We start from the raw sequence: 17,235 nt of genomic DNA, 5'->3' as shown, positions 1-17,235 counted from the left end.
TCTGCGTGGTCATCAACTGGTGGTTCTACCTGCGCAAGGACGCGTATATCAAGAATCCTTAAGGAACAAATCCGTAGTTTAGACTTCGTACAGCAACCGATTTTCTGCACCAGGAAAGGAGCGGCAAGATGAGTCACTTCCTCGATCGACTGAAGTACTTCACGAACCCCAAGGAAGCCTTCTCGGGCGACCATGGCCTCGTCACCGGCGAGGACCGCACTTGGGAAGATGCCTACCGCAACCGCTGGGCGCACGACAAGATCGTGCGCAGCACGCACGGCGCAAACTGCACGGGCTCCTGTTCGTGGAAGATCTACGTCAAGGGCGGGATCGTCACTTGGGAAACCCAGCAGACCGACTATCCGCGTACGCGCCCGGACATGCCCAACCACGAGCCGCGGGGTTGCCAGCGTGGCGCGTCGGCGAGTTGGTACCTGTATTCGGCCAACCGGGTGAAGTACCCGATGGTGCGCAACCGCCTGGTGCAGATGTGGCGCGATGCGCGCCGCACGATGGACCCGGTCGAAGCCTGGGAGAGCATCGTCACCGACGAAGCCAAGCGCCGCGACTACCAGAAGGTGCGCGGCATGGGTGGTCTGGTGCGTTCCACCTGGGACGAGGTGAACGAGATCATCGCTGCGGCCAACGTCTACACCATCAAGAAGCATGGCCCCGACCGTATCTACGGTTTCTCGCCGATCCCGGCGATGTCGATGGTGTCGTATGCCGCGGGCTCGCGTTACCTCAATCTGATCGGTGGCGTGCCCGGCAGCTTCTACGACTGGTACTGTGACCTGCCGCCGGCCTCGCCGCAGGTGTGGGGCGAGCAGACCGACGTGTGCGAATCGGCCGAATGGTTCAACTCGAACTACATCATGGCCTGGGGTTCGAACATCCCGCAGACGCGTACTCCGGACGCCCACTTCTTCACCGAGGCGCGCTACCGCGGCACCAAGACGGTGGCGGTCACGCCCGACTATTCCGAAGTGGCCAAGCTGTGCGACGAGTGGATGCACCCGAAGCAGGGCACCGATTCGGCGCTCGCGATGGCGATGGGTCACGTGATCCTGCGTGAGTTCCACTTCGGCGAGAGCCGGTCGGAATACTTCGACGACTACTGCCGCAAGTACACCGACCTGCCCATGCTGGTCCGTCTCGACGAGCGCGAGATCGAAGGCGGACGCAAGGTGCTGGCCGCTGGCCGCTACCTGCGTACCAGCGACTTCGAGGACCGCCTCGGCCAGGACAACAACGCCGAGTGGAAGATGGTCGCCCTGGAGGAGGACGGCAAGATCGCCGTGCCGAATGGCTCGGGCGGTTTCCGCTGGGGCGAGCAGGGCGACATGGTCGGCAAATGGAACCTCGAGCAGCGCGACGCGCGTGACGGCAGCGAGTTCAAGCTCGCGCTCACCCTCATGGACATGCAGGACGGCGTGGCCGATGTCGGCTTCCCGTACTTCGGCGGCGTGCCGGCCGATTACCATCCGGGCAACGTGCAGGACGACGTCCTGGTGCGCAAGGTGCCGTATCGCACCATGCGCCTGGTGAACGAGAAGGGCGAGGCGGAGGAGGTGAAGGTCGCCTCGGTATACGACCTGATGGCTGCGCACTACGGCATCGATCGCGGCCTGGGCGAGGAGCCCAACCCCTGCGCGAAGAGCTACGACGACAACGTGCCTTACACGCCTGCCTGGCAGCAGCCGATCACCGGTGTGCCAGCCGAGACCGTGGTTCGCATCGCCCGCGAGTTCGCGCTCAACGCCGATCGCACACATGGCACCTCGATGGTCATCCTCGGCGCTGGCCTGAACCACTGGTACCACATGGACATGCATTACCGCGCCATCATGAACATGCTCATGATGTGCGGCTGCATCGGCGTGCCTGGTGGCGGCTGGGCACACTATGTGGGTCAGGAGAAGCTGCGTCCGCAGACGGGCTGGACCGCGCTCGCCTTCGCGCTGGACTGGGGCCGTCCGCCGCGCCAGATGAACTCGACCAGCTTCTTCTACGCCCAGACCGACCAGTGGCGCTACGAGAAGCTCGGGGTGGACGAGATCCTCTCGCCGCTCGCCGACAAGGCGGCGTTCGGTGGCAGCATGATCGACTACAACGTGCGCGCCGAACGCATGGGCTGGCTACCGAGCGCCCCGCAGCTCCGCACGAACCCGCTGCAGATCGCCCGCGACGCCAAGGCCGCCGGCATGGAAGCCAAGGACTACGTCGCCAAGGGCCTCAAGGATGGCACGCTGCAGATGAGCTGCGAGGATCCGGACCATCCGGACAACTGGCCGCGCAACATGTTCGTGTGGCGCTCCAACCTGCTCGGCTCTTCGGGCAAGGGTTCGGAGTACTTCCTCAAGCACCTGCTGGGCGCGCAGAACGGCGTGATCGAGACCGAACTCGGTCCCAACGACGCACGTCCGCACGAGGTCGTTTGGCACAACAAGGCGCCCGAGGGCAAGCTCGACCTGCTGGTGACACTCGACTTCCGCATGAGCACGACCTGCCTGTACTCGGACATCGTGCTGCCGGCGGCAACCTGGTACGAGAAGAACGACCTCAACACCACCGACATGCACCCATTCATCCACCCGCTCTCGGCGGCCGTGGATCCGGCCTGGGAAGCGCGGACCGACTGGGAAATCTTCAAGGGCTTCGCGAAGAAGTTCTCCGAGGTATGCGTCGGACATCTGGGGGTTGAGGAGGACGTGATCCTCACGCCGATGATGCATGACAGCCCGGAGGAGCTTGGGCAGGCGACCGATGTGCGTGACTGGAAGCGTGGCGAGATCGACGTGATTCCGGGCAAGACCGCACCGCGCGTCAGCGTGGTGGCGCACGACTACCCGAACACCTACAACCGCTTCACCTCCCTCGGTCCATTGATGGACAAGGTGGGCAACGGTGGCAAGGGCATCGCCTGGAACACCGAGGACGAGGTCAAGCTGCTCGCTGCGCTCAACGGCACCGTGCCCGAGGGCGAACCGATGGCGGAGCGTCCGCGCATCATGAGCGACATCGATGCGTGCGAGACCATCCTGATGCTCGCGCCCGAGACCAATGGTCACGTGGCGGTCAAGGCGTGGAAAGCGCTGTCGAAAATCACCGGTCGCGACCACACGCACCTGGCAATCCCGAAAGAGCACGAGAAGATCCGCTTCCGCGATGTGCAGGCCCAGCCGCGCAAGATCATCACCTCGCCCACCTGGTCGGGCATCGAGGCGGATGAGGTCTGCTACAACGCCGGATATACCAACGTGCACGAGCTGATCCCATGGCGCACGCTGACCGGTCGCCAGCAGTTCTACCAGGATCACCAGTGGATGCTGGCCTTCGGCGAAGGCTTTGCGAGCTATCGCCCGCCGGTCAACCTCAAGGCGGTCAAGCCGGTGCTCGGCAAGTACAGCAACGGCAACAAGGAGATCGTGCTCAACTGGATCACTCCGCACCAGAAGTGGGGCTTCCACAGCACCTACACCGAGAACCTGATCCTGCTCACGCTGAGCCGGGGCGGTCCCTGCGTGTGGATCTCCGAGGACGACGCCAGGGTTGCCGGCATCGAGGACAACGACTGGATCGAGGTCTTCAACGCCAACGGCGCGATCGCTGCGCGTGCGGTGGTGAGCCAGCGGGTGAACCCGGGCATGGCGCTGATGTACCACGCGCAGGAACGCATCGTGAATACGCCGGCCTCCGAGGTCACGCATGCACGTGGCGGCATACATAACGCGGTGACCCGCATCGTCACCAAGCCGACCCACATGATCGGCGGCTATGTCCAGCAGGCCTACGGCTTCAACTACTACGGAACCGTGGGTGCCAACCGTGACGAGTTCTGCGTGGTCCGCAAGATGAGCAAGGTTGACTGGATGGACGGCGAGGCCGCCGCCACGACGTCGCGTTGAGCCGAATCCGACTGATTGGAGAGAAACGATGAAAGTACGCGCACAAATCGGCATGGTGCTCAACCTCGACAAGTGCATCGGCTGCCATACCTGCTCCGTGACCTGCAAGCAGGTCTGGACCAACCGTCAGGGTATGGAGTACGCCTGGTTCAACAACGTCGAGAGCAAGCCCGGCATCGGTTATCCCAAGGAGTGGGAGAACCAGGACAAGTGGGATGGCGGCTGGGTGCGTCGCTCGGACGGGAAGATCGAGCCGCGCCAGGGCGGCAAGTGGAAGATCCTGATGCGGATCTTCGCCAACCCGGGCCTGCCGACCATCGATGACTACTACGAGCCCTTCACCTTCGACTACCAGCACCTGCACACCGCGCCGGAGCTGCCCGCCGCGCCGGTTGCACGGCCGCGTAGCCTGATCACCGGCGACCGCATGGAGAAGATCGAGTGGGGCCCGAACTGGGAAGAGATTCTCGGTGGCGAGTTCGCCAAGCGCTCGAAGGACAAGAACTTCGACCAGATCCAGAAGGACATGTACGGTCAGTTCGAGAACACCTTCATGATGTACCTGCCGCGCCTGTGCGAGCACTGCCTGAATCCCGCCTGCGTGGCGAGCTGCCCCTCCGGCTCGATCTACAAGCGTGAGGAAGACGGCATCGTGCTGATCGACCAGGACAAGTGCCGCGGCTGGCGCATGTGCGTGTCGGCCTGCCCGTACAAGAAGATCTATTACAACTGGAAGAGCGGCAAGGCCGAGAAGTGCATCTTCTGCTACCCGCGCATCGAGGCGGGCCAGCCGACGGTGTGTTCCGAGACCTGTGTGGGCCGTATCCGCTACCTCGGCGTGCTGCTCTACGACGCCGACCGCATCGAGGCCGCCGCCAGCGTGCAGCACGACCGTGACCTGTACAAGGCACAGCTCGACATCTTCCTCGATCCGAACGATCCGAAGGTCATCGCGCAGGCGCGCGCCGACGGCGTGCCCGACGCCTGGCTCGAAGCCGCGCGCAAGAGCCCGGTGTACAAGATGGCGGTCGAGTGGAAGGTCGCGCTGCCGCTGCACCCGGAATACCGCACGCTGCCGATGGTCTGGTACGTACCGCCGCTGTCGCCGATCACCACCGCCGCCAACGCCGGCCAGATCGAGAGCAAGGGCGAGCTACCCGACGTCAAGCAACTGCGTATCCCGGTCAAGTACCTTGCGAACCTGCTGACCGCGGGTGACACCGAACCGGTCGTGACCGCACTCGAGCGCATGCTCGCGATGCGCACCTACCAGCGTGCCAAGCACGTCGAGCGCCGCAAGGACGCGAGCGCGCTGGAGCAGGTGGGCATGAGCGTAGCCGCTGCCGAGGAGATGTACCGCGTAATGGGCATCGCCAACTACGAGGATCGCTTCGTGATCCCGACCACCCACCGCGAGTACGCCGAGAACGCCTTCGACGTGCGCGGCAGTTGTGGCTTCAGTTTCGGCAACGGGTGCTCGGACGGCATGGGCGAGACGAGCCTCTTCGGCGCGCCCAAGAAGCGCACCATCCCGATCAAGCTGGGGGAACGCGCATGAGCACGCGAAACGCAAGCCTATCGCTGCGTGTGCTCGCCCGGCTGCTCGACTATCCGACCGACGACCTGCGGAGCAACCTCTCCGAGCTCAGCGCCGCCCTCGACGAGGAGGGTGCCTTGAGCGCAGGGCGTCGCGCCGAGCTCGGCCGACTCATGGACGAGATCCGGCGCAAGGATCAGCTTGACGTGGAGGCCAGCTATGTCGACCTGTTCGACCGCGGCCGCGCCACCTCGCTGCATCTGTTCGAGCATGTACACGGTGACTCGCGCGAGCGCGGCCAGGCGATGGTCGATCTCCAGCAGACCTACGCGCAAGGCGGGCTGTACTTTGCCGACCGCGAACTGCCCGACTACCTGCCGGCGGTGCTGGAATTCGCATCGACGCAGCCGCCCGAGCAGGCGCGCGCCTTCCTCGGCGAGATCGCCCACATCATCAACGCACTGTTCGCTGCGCTGGAAAAACGGCGCAGCCACTACGCGGCGGCGATGGGGGCCTTGCTCGATCTTGCCGGTGAAAAGGCGACGCCGCTCGTGCTGCCGCAGGAGCCCACGCTCGACGAGGCCTGGGTCGAGCCCGACCCCTTCGGTGGTTGTTCCATCGACGGTCAGTCCAAGCCGGACCAGCCCCAGCCCATTCATTTCGTGCGCCACAGCGCGTCCCTGACATCCGGAGCCGCAAAATGAACGCCCTCGACAACTTCCTCTTCGGGATCTATCCCTACATCTGCCTCGCGGTATTCTTCCTCGGCAGCCTGATCCGCTTCGATCGTGACCAGTACACCTGGAAAAGCGATTCGTCGCAGCTCCTGCAACCGGGGCAGCTGAGGCTCGGCAGCAACCTGTTCCACGCCGGCATCCTGTTCCTGTTCTTCGGGCACTTCATCGGCATCCTCACGCCGCATGCGGTATATGAGCCCTTCATCAGCGCCGGGGCCAAGCAGGTCCTCGCGATGGTGAGCGGCGGCATCGCTGGCCTCGCCGGTATCGTCGGCCTGACCATCCTGCTGCGTCGTCGCATGACCGAGCCGCGCATCCGCAAGAACTCGAAGACCAGCGACATCGTCATCCTGTTCATGCTGTGGGCGCAGTTCGCGCTCGGCCTGCTCACCGTCCCGCTGTCGGCGCAGCACCTCGACGGCAGCATGATGATGAAGCTCGCCGAGTGGGGTCAGCGCATCGTCACCTTCCGTGGCGGCGCGGTCGAGATGCTCGAAGGCGTGGGAATCATCTTCAAGATGCACCTGTTCCTGGGCATGACGATCTTCCTCGTGTTCCCCTTCACTCGCCTCGTGCACATCTGGAGCGGTTTCGCTGCGCTCGCCTACGCGGCGCGTCCGTTCCAGCTCGTGCGTAGCCGCAGGCTGAACCTGCCGGCCAGCAACAACGAAGCCGGTCGTCCGTGAGGGCATGGTGATGGATGAGCGAAGCGTGATTGCGATGCCGATGGCCCGCGTGAATGGGGTCGCACTGCATGCCGAGGGCGAGCAACTGCCCGCCGAAGCGCTGCGCCAGCGCGCCTGCACCGAGTTGCTGCGCCAGGCGGCGCAGCGCGAGGGCTTGCTGGGCGCAGAGGATGCGCCCAGCAGCGATGGCGTGATCAGCGAGGCGGCAGCGAAGGCGATCGAGGACTTGCTGGAGCGTGAGGTCAAGCTCCCGGAGCCCGCGGACGAGGCGTTGCGGCGTCATTTCGAGGCACACAAGGCGCGTTTCGCGAGCGGGGAGAAGGCGCACCTGCGCCACATCCTGTTCGCGGTCACGCCGGGTGTCGATGTCGCCGCCCTGCGCGAGCGGGCCGAGCACGTCCTGCTCGACGTGCGTTGCCATGACGACAAGGAAGAGGGCGGTTTTGCCGCGCGCGCGCGCGAGTTCTCCAATTGCCCCAGCGGTGCGCAGGGCGGGGATCTGGGCGTGCTGACCGAGACCGACTGCGCGCCCGAGTTCGCGCGCGAGGTCTTCGGTCACGCCGAGGTGGGCGTGCTGCCGCGCCTGGTGCACAGCCGCTTCGGGCTTCACGTGGTCGAGGTGCTCGAGCGCACGCCCGGCGTGGTGCCGAGCTTCGAGGCGGTCAGGGGCGCGGTGCTGCAGTCCATGCACCAGACCAGCTATGTGACCGCCTTGCGCCAGTACCTGCGCCTGCTGGCCGGCCAGGCCGAGGTCGTCGGGGTGGATCTGGAAGCCGCGGAGACGCCGCTCGTGCAGTGATCACGCCACCGCGCGGACGCGCCCACGGCGGGCGCAATCGAAAAGGGGCATGACGCGGCTGTTGCGCGCCATGCCCCTTTTGCCTTGGCCGTGTCCTCAGGCCTTGAAGGTATCGGGCATCTGCACCGCGACGACCTCGCCGCGCGCCGTCATCACGTCGCCCGCCCACACTTCGGCTTCGACGACCACCTTGCGGCCCTTGATCTCCTTGACGCGGCCGCGCAGCACCAGTTCCGGCCCTAGCGGCGTCGGCTTGAGGAAGTCCACATGCAGTGAGCCGGTCACGAAGCGGAAGGGCGGTTCGCTGTCCATCTCGCGGTTCTCGGCGCGGTAGGCAGCGGCGGCGGCAGTGCCGGTGCTGTGACAGTCGATCAGCGAGGCAATCAGGCCGCCGTAGACGAAGCCGGGAATTGCAGTGTGCTCGGGCCTCGGGTGGAAGCGGGTGACGGTTTCGTCGCCTTCCCAGAACGTCTTGATCTGGTGGCCGTGTTCATTGAGGCGGCCGCAGCCATAACAGTGGGCGACGTTCTCGGGGTAGTAGTCCTGGAATGCGTGCACGGGCTTGCTCCTTCAAGGGTCAGAATCGTGCGTGCATCTTAGGCCGGCTGCAGAGGCATTCCCATTGCGCGTTCCGACATCGATCGTGCAAATTGCGCCAGCTTGGTGTTTGGTGCGAAAGGACCGTCTATCGGGAAGGGCGGCTCCGGTACAGCTCGATCAGGGCAAGCGTGCTGCTGTCGTGCTGGTCCGTTCGCGGCGGCGCCGTGGCGGGGTCGAGCTCGGCGAGTACGCGGGCAGCCAGTTGCTTGCCCAACTCGACGCCCCATTGGTCGAAACTGTTGATGCCCCAGATCACGCCCTGAACGAAGCAGCGGTGCTCGTAGGCGGCGAGCAGGGCACCCAGCGTGCGGGCGTCCAGCCGGTCGAGCAGCAAGGTGTTGCTCGGGCGGTTGCCAGGAAAGCTGCGGTGTGGAACCAGCGCGTCGATCCGCGCGGCGGAAAGGCCGGCAGCTTGCATCTCCGAGCGAGCCTCGGCGCAGGTGCGGCCGCGCATCAGGGCTTCGGACTGCGCGACCATGTTCGCGAAGGCGATCCGATGCAGGGCCGGATCCTCATCGCCGGGCTCAAGGACGCCGATGAAATCGACCGCGACCGTCTGCGTGCCCTGGTGCAGCAGCTGGAAATAGGCATGCTGGCCGTTGATGCCCTGCTCGCCCCACACGACCGGACTCGTGGGGTAATCCACCGCAGTACCGTTCTCTCGGATCGACTTCCCGTTCGATTCCATCTCGAGCTGCTGAAGCCATGCGGGCAGCCGGTGGAGGCGCTGGTGATAGGGTGCGATCAACTGGCTGGGCACCTCGAGGAAACTGGCGTTCCAGATGCCCGTCAGGGCCATCAGCACGGGCAGGTTGCGGGTGAACGGCGTGCTGCGGAAGTGCTCGTCCATCGCCCGTGCGCCGGCGAGCAGGGCATCGAAGCGCGCCGGGCCGAGGGCGAGCAGGATGGACAGCCCGACGGCACTCCACAATGAGAAGCGTCCGCCCACCCATTCCCAGAAGCCGAACATGTTTGCCGGGTCGATGCCGAAGGCCTGCACAGCCTGCGCGTTGGTCGACACGGCCACGAAATGGTGCGCAACGGCGTCCGCGGCGCCCGCCTGCCCAAGCAGCCATGCACGTGCCGCGCGGGCGTTGGCGAGCGTCTCCTGGGTCGTGAAGGTTTTGGACACGACCACGAACAGCGTCGTCGCAGGCGCGCAGCCTGCGAGCACATCGCCGAGCTGGACGCCGTCGACGTTGGAGACGAAATGCACGCGCGGCCCTGCTCTCCCGCGCTCGCGCAGCGCCTCGCACACCATCGCGGGGCCGAGGTCCGAGCCGCCGATTCCGATGTTCACCACGTCGGTAATGGGACGGCCGTCATATCCGCGCCAGTGCTCCCCGCGCACGCGGCGCGCGAAGTCATCCATGCGTGCACGCACGCCGGAAACCTCGGCGGCGACATCTGTGCCGTCCGCCATCCAGCGGGCGTGGGGTTCGCTGCGCAAGGCGACATGCAGGACGGCGCGGTCTTCCGTTCCGTTGATGTGCTGCCCCGAGAACATGGCCTCGATGCGCTCGCCCAGCCCGGAAGCCTCGGCAAGCGCCCCGAGCAGCGCCAGCTCCTTGTCACGCAGCAGGTTCTTGGAGAAGTCCAGGGTGAGGCCGCAGGCCGATACCCGCATGCACCGACCGCGATCAGGCGCTTGCTCGAACAGGTCGCGCAGGGTGTGTGTGGCGAGCTCGCGCCGGCAGTCGCGCAGGGCCTGCCAGATCCGGTTGTGCTGCGGGGCGTGCATGAGGGGACGGGGTGCGAGGGAGCGGAGAGCGGGCAGGCCGCGGATGGAGAATGCCGATGGGGCGAAAGCGGCGATCTTACCGGCCCCGCCGGGTGTTGTGTGCACCGCCTGCACCGCCGTCACAGCTCGGTACAGCGGCCGAAACGGCGCGCATGCCGCCCCAAGGCCTGCGCTATACTCGCGCTTCGAGCAATCATGCGAGATGCACGCAGGCATGCCGCAAAACATCCCCAATGCGCTGACCTGGGCGCGCATCGTTCTGATCCCCATCTTCGTCGGCCTGTTTTACCTGCCGGACGCGCTGATGCCGGTCGCGAGCAAGAATCTGATCGCAACCATTCTCTTCGTCGTCGCTGCGATCACGGACTGGTTCGACGGCTACCTCGCGCGTGCGCTGGGGCAGACCTCTGCATTCGGTGCCTTCCTCGATCCGGTTGCAGACAAGCTCATGGTGGCCGCGGCGTTGATCCTGCTCGTGCAGCTCGGGCGGGCAGACGCGCTGATCGCGGTGGTCATCATCGGGCGCGAGATCACGATTTCGGCTTTGCGTGAGTGGATGGCCCGGGTGGGGCAGTCGGCAAGCGTGGCGGTTGCCTACGTCGGCAAGCTCAAGACCGCGGCGCAGATGGTGGCGATTCCGATGCTGCTGTTCAATGCATCGCTCTTCGGTGTCGATGTGCGCGCGATCGGAAATGTGCTGATCTATGTCGCCGCCGCGCTCACGCTGTGGTCCATGGGCTACTATCTGCAGCGGGCAATGCCCTTGCTGCGCGAGAAGGAGTGAGATCCAGGGGTCGGGTGGCCACGATTGTGGTGTGCACCGTGGTTTCGAGGCAGGCGGCTCCGTGCGCAGCTTCAAGAAGTCGGGGTCAAAAGTTGGCGCTAAAAGTTGACGTCCTGAAAAAACTGCCTATAATGGCGGTCTTTCCCGGGCGGGAATAGCTCAGTTGGTAGAGCGCAACCTTGCCAAGGTTGAGGTCGCGAGTTCGAGACTCGTTTCCCGCTCCAATTCTTCATCTATAGACGTCCACCAAAGTCTATAGGTTCTTGATTCAACAGGGTTTCAGCCCTGGGGAATGTCTAGCGAAAGCTACTCAATTCCACTGTCAACCACGCCCGATCAGTACACGAAACAGTACATGAAATCCGGGCGGTTGCTGGTGCGGATTGTTTGCTGAGTCACTGCCCCTGAGCACGGTACACCTCTCCTCAACCCGAGAAGGAGGCGTACCCATGGCGTTAACCGATGCCGTCGTCCGGCAGGCCAAGACCACCGGCAAAGACTACACCCTCAACGATACGGACGGCCTGGTGCTGTTCGTCACCGCCCGAGGGGCCAAGAAGTGGCACTTCCGCTTCACTTGGCTGGGCAAGCAACAGCGCGTTGCCGTTGGCAGTTACCCGGAAATGTCCCTCAAGGAGGCGCGCGAGCAGCGCGACGACCTGCGAGCGCAGGTTGCCCGTGGCGTTGATCCGCGTGTTCACCGTCTGCAGGTCAAAGCGGCGGAGCTGGCCGCCCCCCTGAACACCTTTGCATCTGTCTTCAAGGCCTGGCGCGACTTCAAGGCGCTGAGCCTGAAAACCGGCCGCCAGAGCACCTTGTCGCAGATCGACCGCATTTTTGCCAAGGACGTGCTGCCCTGGCTGGGCAAGCTGTCCATCTTCGATATCGACAATCCGCACCTGCTGGATGTACTGCGTCGCATTGAGCGGCGCAAGGCGTTCACTACCGCCGAGAAGGTGCGCATCTGGTTCAATCAGTTGTTCCGCTATGCGATGGTCGAAAAGGGTCTGCGCTACAACCCGGCCAGCGACCTCGATATCGTGGCCGCACCCAAACCGCCCGTATCGCACAACCCGTTTCTGCGCATGGACGAGCTGCCGGCCTTCCTGCAGACCTTGCGCAATTATGGCGGCCAGGAAGTCACCAGGATGGGCCTGCGCCTGTTGCTGCTGACCGGCGTGCGTACTGGGGAGCTGCGCCAGGCGGTGCCCGAGCAGTTCGACCTGGAGCGTGGGCTGTGGATCATCCCGCCCGTTATCGTCAAGCAGTTACAGGTCAAGCTGCGCCGAGAAGGCAAAACCATTCCGCCCTACATCGTGCCGCTGCCCCAGCAGGCCATCGACATCGTGCGTGTGCTGCTCGACGAGCACGCCCGTCGCCCCGCGCAGCACTACCTGCTGTCGCATCGCAGCCGCCTCAAGGAACGCATCAGTGAAAACACGCTCAATGGCGCACTGCATCGCATGGGTTATGCCGACCTGCTGACCGGGCATGGTATCCGTGCGACGATCTCCACGGCGCTCAATGAACTGGGCTACCCGAAGGAATGGATCGAGGTGCAGTTGTCACATGCCGACCCCAACAAGATCCGCGCGGCCTACAACCATGCGGACTATGTGGAGCAGCGCCGGATGATGATGCAGGACTGGGCCGACCGGCTCGATGCCTGCGAGCGTGGCGAGCCGATCGCTCAGCCTGTGCTCCCGCAGGCGGCGCCGCACAGCATGGCGGGGATCGAAAGCTATCTGCGTCTGCTGGCGCAGGGGCGTTTGCCGCAGCCGGTGGACGGCGTGCTGCAGCGTCATATCGTGGGCTGATGCAGGGGCTTCGGGGTGGCTTGCCAGTGGCATGGAAATCTGGTAATCGGATTTCGCTTGATGTACAATGAGCTGTACATATGAAAGAGAGGTTGCCATGCGCACTATCAGCTATACCGAAGCCCGGCAGAACCTGTCGGCCACCATGGTGCAGACCGTCGAGGATCGCGTGCCTACCCTCATTACCCGCCAGAACGGCGAGGCGTGCGTGCTGATGTCGCTGGAGGAGTACAACGCGCTGGAGGAAACGGCTTACCTGCTGCGCTCGCCGGCCAACGCGCGCCGCCTGATGGATTCGATTGACAGCCTCAAGCGTGGCCAGGGTGTCGAGCGGGATATCGCCGAGTGAAGCTGATCTGGTCTGAGCAAGCCTGGGACGATTATCTGTACTGGCAAGAGGCGGATAAGCGTATGGTCAAGAAGCTCAACGAGCTGATCAAGGAGACCCGCCGCACCCCTTTCGAGGGCAAGGGCAAGCCGGAGCCGCTTCGCCACAACCTGGCGGGCTTCTGGTCGAGGCGGATCACCGCCGAGCACCGGTTTGTGTATTCGGTGACGGACGAGGCGCTGCTGATTGCCGCCTGCCGTTATCACTATTGATGGCCGGAGACAGCCGGCCCGGTGAAGGAGCTGCACCGGTTGTGCCGGCTCCATGCGGGAGGAAGGCTTTTGTGCCTTTTGGCCTTTTCGGATAGGGCCTTTGACCCTTGAGCCTCTTCCCTTGTCGCAACCCCTTGAGGCCCTTTGCCGTTTCCCTTTGAAGGCAGAGGCAGCAAAGGCCCAGGGCAAGGTTGCTGAGCCAGCGAGGTATCCATCATGCCGCAGCACGACACACAGAGGCCGCGCACTGCCTGGAAACTGGGCCAGTGGCTGGGGAGCGGCTACCGGGCGTTCCTGCGCCAGGAGGCCCGTTTTGTGGCCTGGCTGACCGGGCATGGCGTGCCGCGGACGCTTGCTCGTATCCTGCCCTGGGCATTCAGGATCGTCGCCGTGCTGGTGCTGCTGTACCTTGCGTTCTGGGTGGCCCTGGTGTTCCTGGGCGCTGCGTTGTTGGCGCATGCAGGCCGTAGCACTGGTGCCGATCATGATCAGGACTGGGTAATTCCAGACCCTGACGAGCACATGAAGAATCCGGGCTACGACCCGAATCTCTACAACGACCCGCCAGATCCCAGCTACTACGATCCCCGATACGACAAGGACTAGATGCGGGCTATTTCAGCGTACCGCCAGACATTGCTGAGGCCCCCTTCGCGCCGGCCTGCCCGGCACCGCTGGTTCCGTCATTCAGTCCTTTCAAGGCTCCACCTGCGCGTACGCCCACCCAGCCCAATGCGGCAACCCAAAACGTCGGCAGCACAATGAACATGGTGCCCATGACGAAATTCAGCAGCATGTCGCCGAAGGTGTTATCCAGCCCCATCATGATGTTGAAGTTCATGTGCGGCCGGTTGAATCCCATGCCCCAGCCATACAGGGCATCGAGGATGGTCGAGTCGACCCAGCGGGCCAGCTCGAACCAGAAATCGACGAAGTACAGCGCGAAGTAGACGCAACTGATCGTGACGAAGGCGCGGATATCGTAGGTGGCCAGGGTGAACAGCAGTGGCGTGCTGATGATCAGCGCCATCTTGAGCAGCGACATCACCATCGGCAACGCCTGGCGCACCACGTCCATCGCCGGGAAATAGGCCAGGCTGCCCACCGCCATCCCCACATCGCCGGCGGCGCGGGTGACGATGTTCGGCAGCGTCTTCTCAATTTGTCCGCCGTAATCGGCGTAGACGTTGCCCAGATTCATTTTCTGTCGACCCGGGGCGGCAATGGCACGCACCACCGAGTCATCTACTTCGGTGCGGCTCAGAAAACCGGCCCAGCCCGCAATCCGGCTGAGCAGGCCGGGCTCAACCTGCTGCAGCAGGCGGGCTCGCAGGCCGTTGCCGGCATCGTTCCACCACTGGCTGCAGGTGGGGTAGCCGGCACCGCTTGGCACCTGGGCCAGGCCAGCGTCCCGGTCACTGTCGTAGGTCCAGCCGTCGCGTGGGGTCTGGGCGCGATAGGTGTCGTAATAGCCTGCAGTGTCGGTGAAGAAGCGCGAGCCAATCCAGGTCACGTCGTGCATCTGGTTGTCGTCGAGATCGGGGCGGCTCATGAACAGTTTGGCGCGTGCCGGGCCGTAGCAGTCGTGGGTGAAGTCGGCCACTTCCTGCGCGAGAACCGGGTCGGCGATGCGGGTGGCGTTGATCTCCATGCGCATTTGCCGCAGGTCAGTACCACAGGGAATTGCGGCCACTGAGGCGCCGGTCACCGCCCGCGACAATGCGTGCATGAATACCCACCACACCGGAACCTTCGCGCTCTGGTTGTTGAGGGTCGTGAAGGACTGGCTCCAGCCGGTATCGGTGGGCAGCGGCACGTTCACCTGGCACTGGGCCGAACGACTGGTATCGAACTTGATAGTCGCCAGATCTACGTCGATGGTCGGCACGCAGGCGAACATCACCACGACGATGGCGACCCAGATACGGTTCTCGATGCGTTGAGACGACAGGATGCCCTTGTTGCCCTCGTCGGCACCCTCGGTTCGCACGTTCAGCCACTCGCCGAGGATGATGGCCAGGAACGGCAGCGCGATCACTCCGCTGGTCACCACGATGGCCCAGATGCCGTTGTGCACGATCCAGGCGACGAGCGTCAGGTAATACTCCAGATAATCGGTTGTCAGCAATGTCATGGCTCGTCACCAGCCTTAGTGCAGTCGCAGCCAGTTGCTGGCTTCGGACAGGACGATGGCGAGCACGCCCAGCACCTCGACCCGGCGCAATTGCCGGTGTGATTGCGGATCGCGCGCCAGGCGGCGCCGACGTACCCAGGGCCAGACGGCAAGGACGGCGGCGTACAGGCACAGGCGCCAGACAAAGAAGTGCCCGGCGTGATCGTCGAGCCACTGTTGCCAGTTCTCGATACCGCCCAGTAAATGGATGCCGGCAAAGGCGACCACGAAGGCCAGGACGAACAGGCTGGCGACCAGCAGCGCCATGATGATGAGCAAGCGACGCAATGGCCGATCAGGCTTGGTGGGTGAGAACGGCGAGGGCATGACAGTTTCTCCGGAGCAAAGGAACGCTCCGGGCAGTTCATGACAAACCGCCGTGTTCTTCGACAAACAATGCGGCATTCACCCTCACCGCATTGCCGCCCAGGATCTGTCATGCCTTGCGGTGAAACTCAATGGCATGGTGGCGCAGTTCAAGGTGTAATGCTCGCTTTGCGATTTAATCTGTATAAAAATACAGAGAATTGCAGCAGGCCCGATAAGCAAGCCGTCTTCGGAGTGAGTTGTCATTTAATGGCAGCGTTGCTCTTCAGGCGGCTTTTCTTTCGGGTCGGTATAACATGTAAAGGAGCATTGATTGGATGCTGTAATGGACTCCCCCCGCACCACCCTTCTATACCAAGCATCGTGGTGGCTGAAATTGGGAGAGTCGGTATGAAACGCATTGCAGTTGATCTGGCCAAATCAGTTTACCAAGTTGCCGAGAGTGTCCGTTCCGGCCAGGTGGTGCAGCGCAAGCGGCTGAACCGAGAGGCGTTCCGGCGATATATACAGGAGCAGGCCGAGCCGGTCGAGTGGGTGATGGAGGCCTGTGGCACGGCCCACTATTGGGGACGTGTAGCGCAAGCCCTGGGGCATCAGGTGAGGCTGCTGCATCCGCGCTACGTGCGGCCCTATCGCCGCCGCAACAAGACCGACCGCAATGACTGCGACGCCATGCTCGAAGCGGCACGCTGCACCGATATTCATCCCGTGCCGGTGAAAAGCCACAGCCAGCAACAGCTGCAACAGTTGCACGGGCTGCGGGAAACCTGGAAGAAAAGCCGCACCCAGCGGATCAACCTGCTGCGCGGTCTATTGCGTGAAGCCGGTATCGAGGCCCCCGCCTCGACCGCCGCCTTCATCCGCGCCGCCAGCGAGCTGGTTGACCAGCCCGAGCTCGCGCCCCTGAGCCGTCTGCTGCATATCGTCCTGGCCGAAATCAACCTGTATGAGCAGTGCATGGCCGAGTGCGAGCAGCAGCTCAAACGCTGGCATGCCGACGATGACATCGTACGCAAGCTGGATGAGGTCAGCGGCATTGGGCTGCTGACCGCCAGCGCCCTAACGGCTGCCGTTGGCAGGCCCGAGCGCTTTGCCAGTGGTCGCCAGCTCAGTGCCTGGCTGGGCATGACCCCGCGCGAGTTCAGCAGTGGCGAGCGCCGCAAGCTCGGCCACATCAGCCGACAGGGCAACGTCTATGTGCGTACCCTGCTAATCCATGGCTCACGGGCAGCCTTGCTGGCTGCACAACGCTGTCAGGCACGTACCCCGGAAAAGCTGACGCAGCTGCAACGCTGGGCCGTGGCAACGGCGGCGCGCATCGGCCACAACAAGGCTGCGGTAGCCCTGGCCAACAAACTGGTGCGGATCTGCTGGGCCGTGTGGTGCCATGAGCGGCGCTTCAATGGCAATTGGCAAAGCACAAAGCCCGCCTGACGGCGGGGGGTAATCAGAACGGCAAGATGGTTTTCTGGTAACCGGTCACTGAGTGGCGTTCTTTTCCCGCCCGCGTCCGCGCGGAACAATCC

At 63.9% G+C, this 17,235-nt stretch carries 15 protein-coding genes and 1 tRNA gene; 12 read left to right on the top strand and 4 right to left on the bottom strand.

Going from position 1 to position 17,235, the window contains the following annotated elements; genetic code table 11:
* The first annotated feature begins 128 nt into the window (after positions 1 to 128).
* From ACUH78_RS17435 to ACUH78_RS17415, 5 genes are read left to right on the top strand one after another with little or no spacing between them, the layout of a single operon-like run.
* Positions 129 to 3,908: a nitrate reductase subunit alpha gene (locus tag ACUH78_RS17435; RefSeq protein WP_445334225.1), complete on the top strand. Its 3,780-nt coding sequence runs from the start codon at positions 129 to 131 to the stop codon at positions 3,906 to 3,908.
* A gap of 28 nt (positions 3,909 to 3,936) precedes the next feature.
* Positions 3,937 to 5,466: a nitrate reductase subunit beta gene (gene narH, locus ACUH78_RS17430; protein WP_435750844.1), complete on the top strand. Its 1,530-nt coding sequence runs from the start codon at positions 3,937 to 3,939 to the stop codon at positions 5,464 to 5,466.
* Entirely contained in the window at positions 5,463 to 6,149 is a 687-nt protein-coding gene (gene narJ / locus ACUH78_RS17425) for a nitrate reductase molybdenum cofactor assembly chaperone (protein WP_445334226.1), read from the top strand. The genes narH and narJ overlap by 4 nt, the downstream gene beginning before the upstream one ends.
* Positions 6,146 to 6,868, top strand: coding sequence for a respiratory nitrate reductase subunit gamma (narI, locus tag ACUH78_RS17420; RefSeq protein ID WP_445334227.1), 723 nt, complete (start codon positions 6,146 to 6,148; stop codon positions 6,866 to 6,868). The genes narJ and narI overlap by 4 nt, the downstream gene beginning before the upstream one ends.
* A 10-nt stretch (positions 6,869 to 6,878) precedes the next feature.
* A complete protein-coding gene (locus tag ACUH78_RS17415; protein WP_445334228.1) occupies positions 6,879 to 7,667 on the top strand; it encodes a peptidylprolyl isomerase in 789 nt (262 codons plus the stop codon).
* A gap of 96 nt (positions 7,668 to 7,763) precedes the next feature.
* Here ACUH78_RS17415 and ACUH78_RS17410 read toward each other — a convergent pair whose 3' ends face one another.
* Both ACUH78_RS17410 and pgi read right to left on the bottom strand, forming a co-directional pair.
* Positions 7,764 to 8,225 (bottom strand): PaaI family thioesterase, encoded by a 462-nt coding sequence (locus ACUH78_RS17410; RefSeq protein WP_445334229.1) that lies wholly within the window; start codon positions 8,223 to 8,225, stop codon positions 7,764 to 7,766.
* Between the two features lie 127 nt (positions 8,226 to 8,352).
* Positions 8,353 to 10,008, bottom strand: a complete 1,656-nt coding sequence (gene pgi / locus ACUH78_RS17405) for a glucose-6-phosphate isomerase (protein WP_445334230.1) — start codon at positions 10,006 to 10,008, stop codon at positions 8,353 to 8,355.
* A gap of 214 nt (positions 10,009 to 10,222) precedes the next feature.
* Here pgi and pgsA point away from each other — a divergent pair, with 214 nt between their 5' ends.
* The 6 genes from pgsA to ACUH78_RS17375 all read left to right on the top strand — a co-directional run bounded on the left by pgsA (position 10,223) and on the right by ACUH78_RS17375 (position 13,815).
* The gene (gene pgsA / locus ACUH78_RS17400; protein WP_418362578.1) at positions 10,223 to 10,792 is read left to right on the top strand and encodes a CDP-diacylglycerol--glycerol-3-phosphate 3-phosphatidyltransferase; all 570 of its coding nucleotides are present in this window, start codon (positions 10,223 to 10,225) and stop codon (positions 10,790 to 10,792) included.
* A 148-nt stretch (positions 10,793 to 10,940) separates the two neighbouring features.
* Positions 10,941 to 11,016: transfer RNA gene (locus tag ACUH78_RS17395), tRNA-Gly, on the top strand.
* A 225-nt stretch (positions 11,017 to 11,241) separates the two neighbouring features.
* Positions 11,242 to 12,609: a tyrosine-type recombinase/integrase gene (locus ACUH78_RS17390; protein ID WP_075117072.1), complete on the top strand. Its 1,368-nt coding sequence runs from the start codon at positions 11,242 to 11,244 to the stop codon at positions 12,607 to 12,609.
* A gap of 97 nt (positions 12,610 to 12,706) precedes the next feature.
* Positions 12,707 to 12,958 (top strand): YoeB-YefM toxin-antitoxin system antitoxin YefM, encoded by a 252-nt coding sequence (gene yefM / locus ACUH78_RS17385; protein ID WP_075117073.1) that lies wholly within the window; start codon positions 12,707 to 12,709, stop codon positions 12,956 to 12,958.
* The gene (locus ACUH78_RS17380; RefSeq protein ID WP_075117074.1) at positions 12,955 to 13,209 is read left to right on the top strand and encodes a Txe/YoeB family addiction module toxin; all 255 of its coding nucleotides are present in this window, start codon (positions 12,955 to 12,957) and stop codon (positions 13,207 to 13,209) included. Before yefM ends, ACUH78_RS17380 begins: the two co-directional genes overlap by 4 nt.
* Positions 13,210 to 13,425: 216 nt before the next feature.
* Positions 13,426 to 13,815, top strand: a complete 390-nt coding sequence (locus tag ACUH78_RS17375; protein WP_094267730.1) for a DUF3742 family protein — start codon at positions 13,426 to 13,428, stop codon at positions 13,813 to 13,815.
* A gap of 7 nt (positions 13,816 to 13,822) precedes the next feature.
* Here the strand turns inward: ACUH78_RS17375 and ACUH78_RS17370 are convergent, their stop codons facing one another.
* The gene (locus ACUH78_RS17370) at positions 13,823 to 15,343 is read right to left on the bottom strand and encodes a conjugal transfer protein TraG N-terminal domain-containing protein (protein ID WP_102053794.1); all 1,521 of its coding nucleotides are present in this window, start codon (positions 15,341 to 15,343) and stop codon (positions 13,823 to 13,825) included.
* A 15-nt stretch (positions 15,344 to 15,358) separates the two neighbouring features.
* Positions 15,359 to 15,709: a hypothetical protein gene (locus tag ACUH78_RS17365; RefSeq protein WP_094267732.1), complete on the bottom strand. Its 351-nt coding sequence runs from the start codon at positions 15,707 to 15,709 to the stop codon at positions 15,359 to 15,361.
* 390 nt (positions 15,710 to 16,099) lie between these two features.
* Between ACUH78_RS17365 and ACUH78_RS17360 the strand changes: the two genes are divergently transcribed.
* The gene (locus ACUH78_RS17360; RefSeq protein ID WP_134486402.1) at positions 16,100 to 17,143 is read left to right on the top strand and encodes an IS110 family RNA-guided transposase; all 1,044 of its coding nucleotides are present in this window, start codon (positions 16,100 to 16,102) and stop codon (positions 17,141 to 17,143) included.
* The last annotated feature ends 92 nt before the right edge of the window (positions 17,144 to 17,235 follow it).

The organism is Thauera sp. ZXT1-4 (genome assembly GCF_052598215.2).
This window is presented reverse-complemented; position numbering and strand designations above follow the sequence as displayed.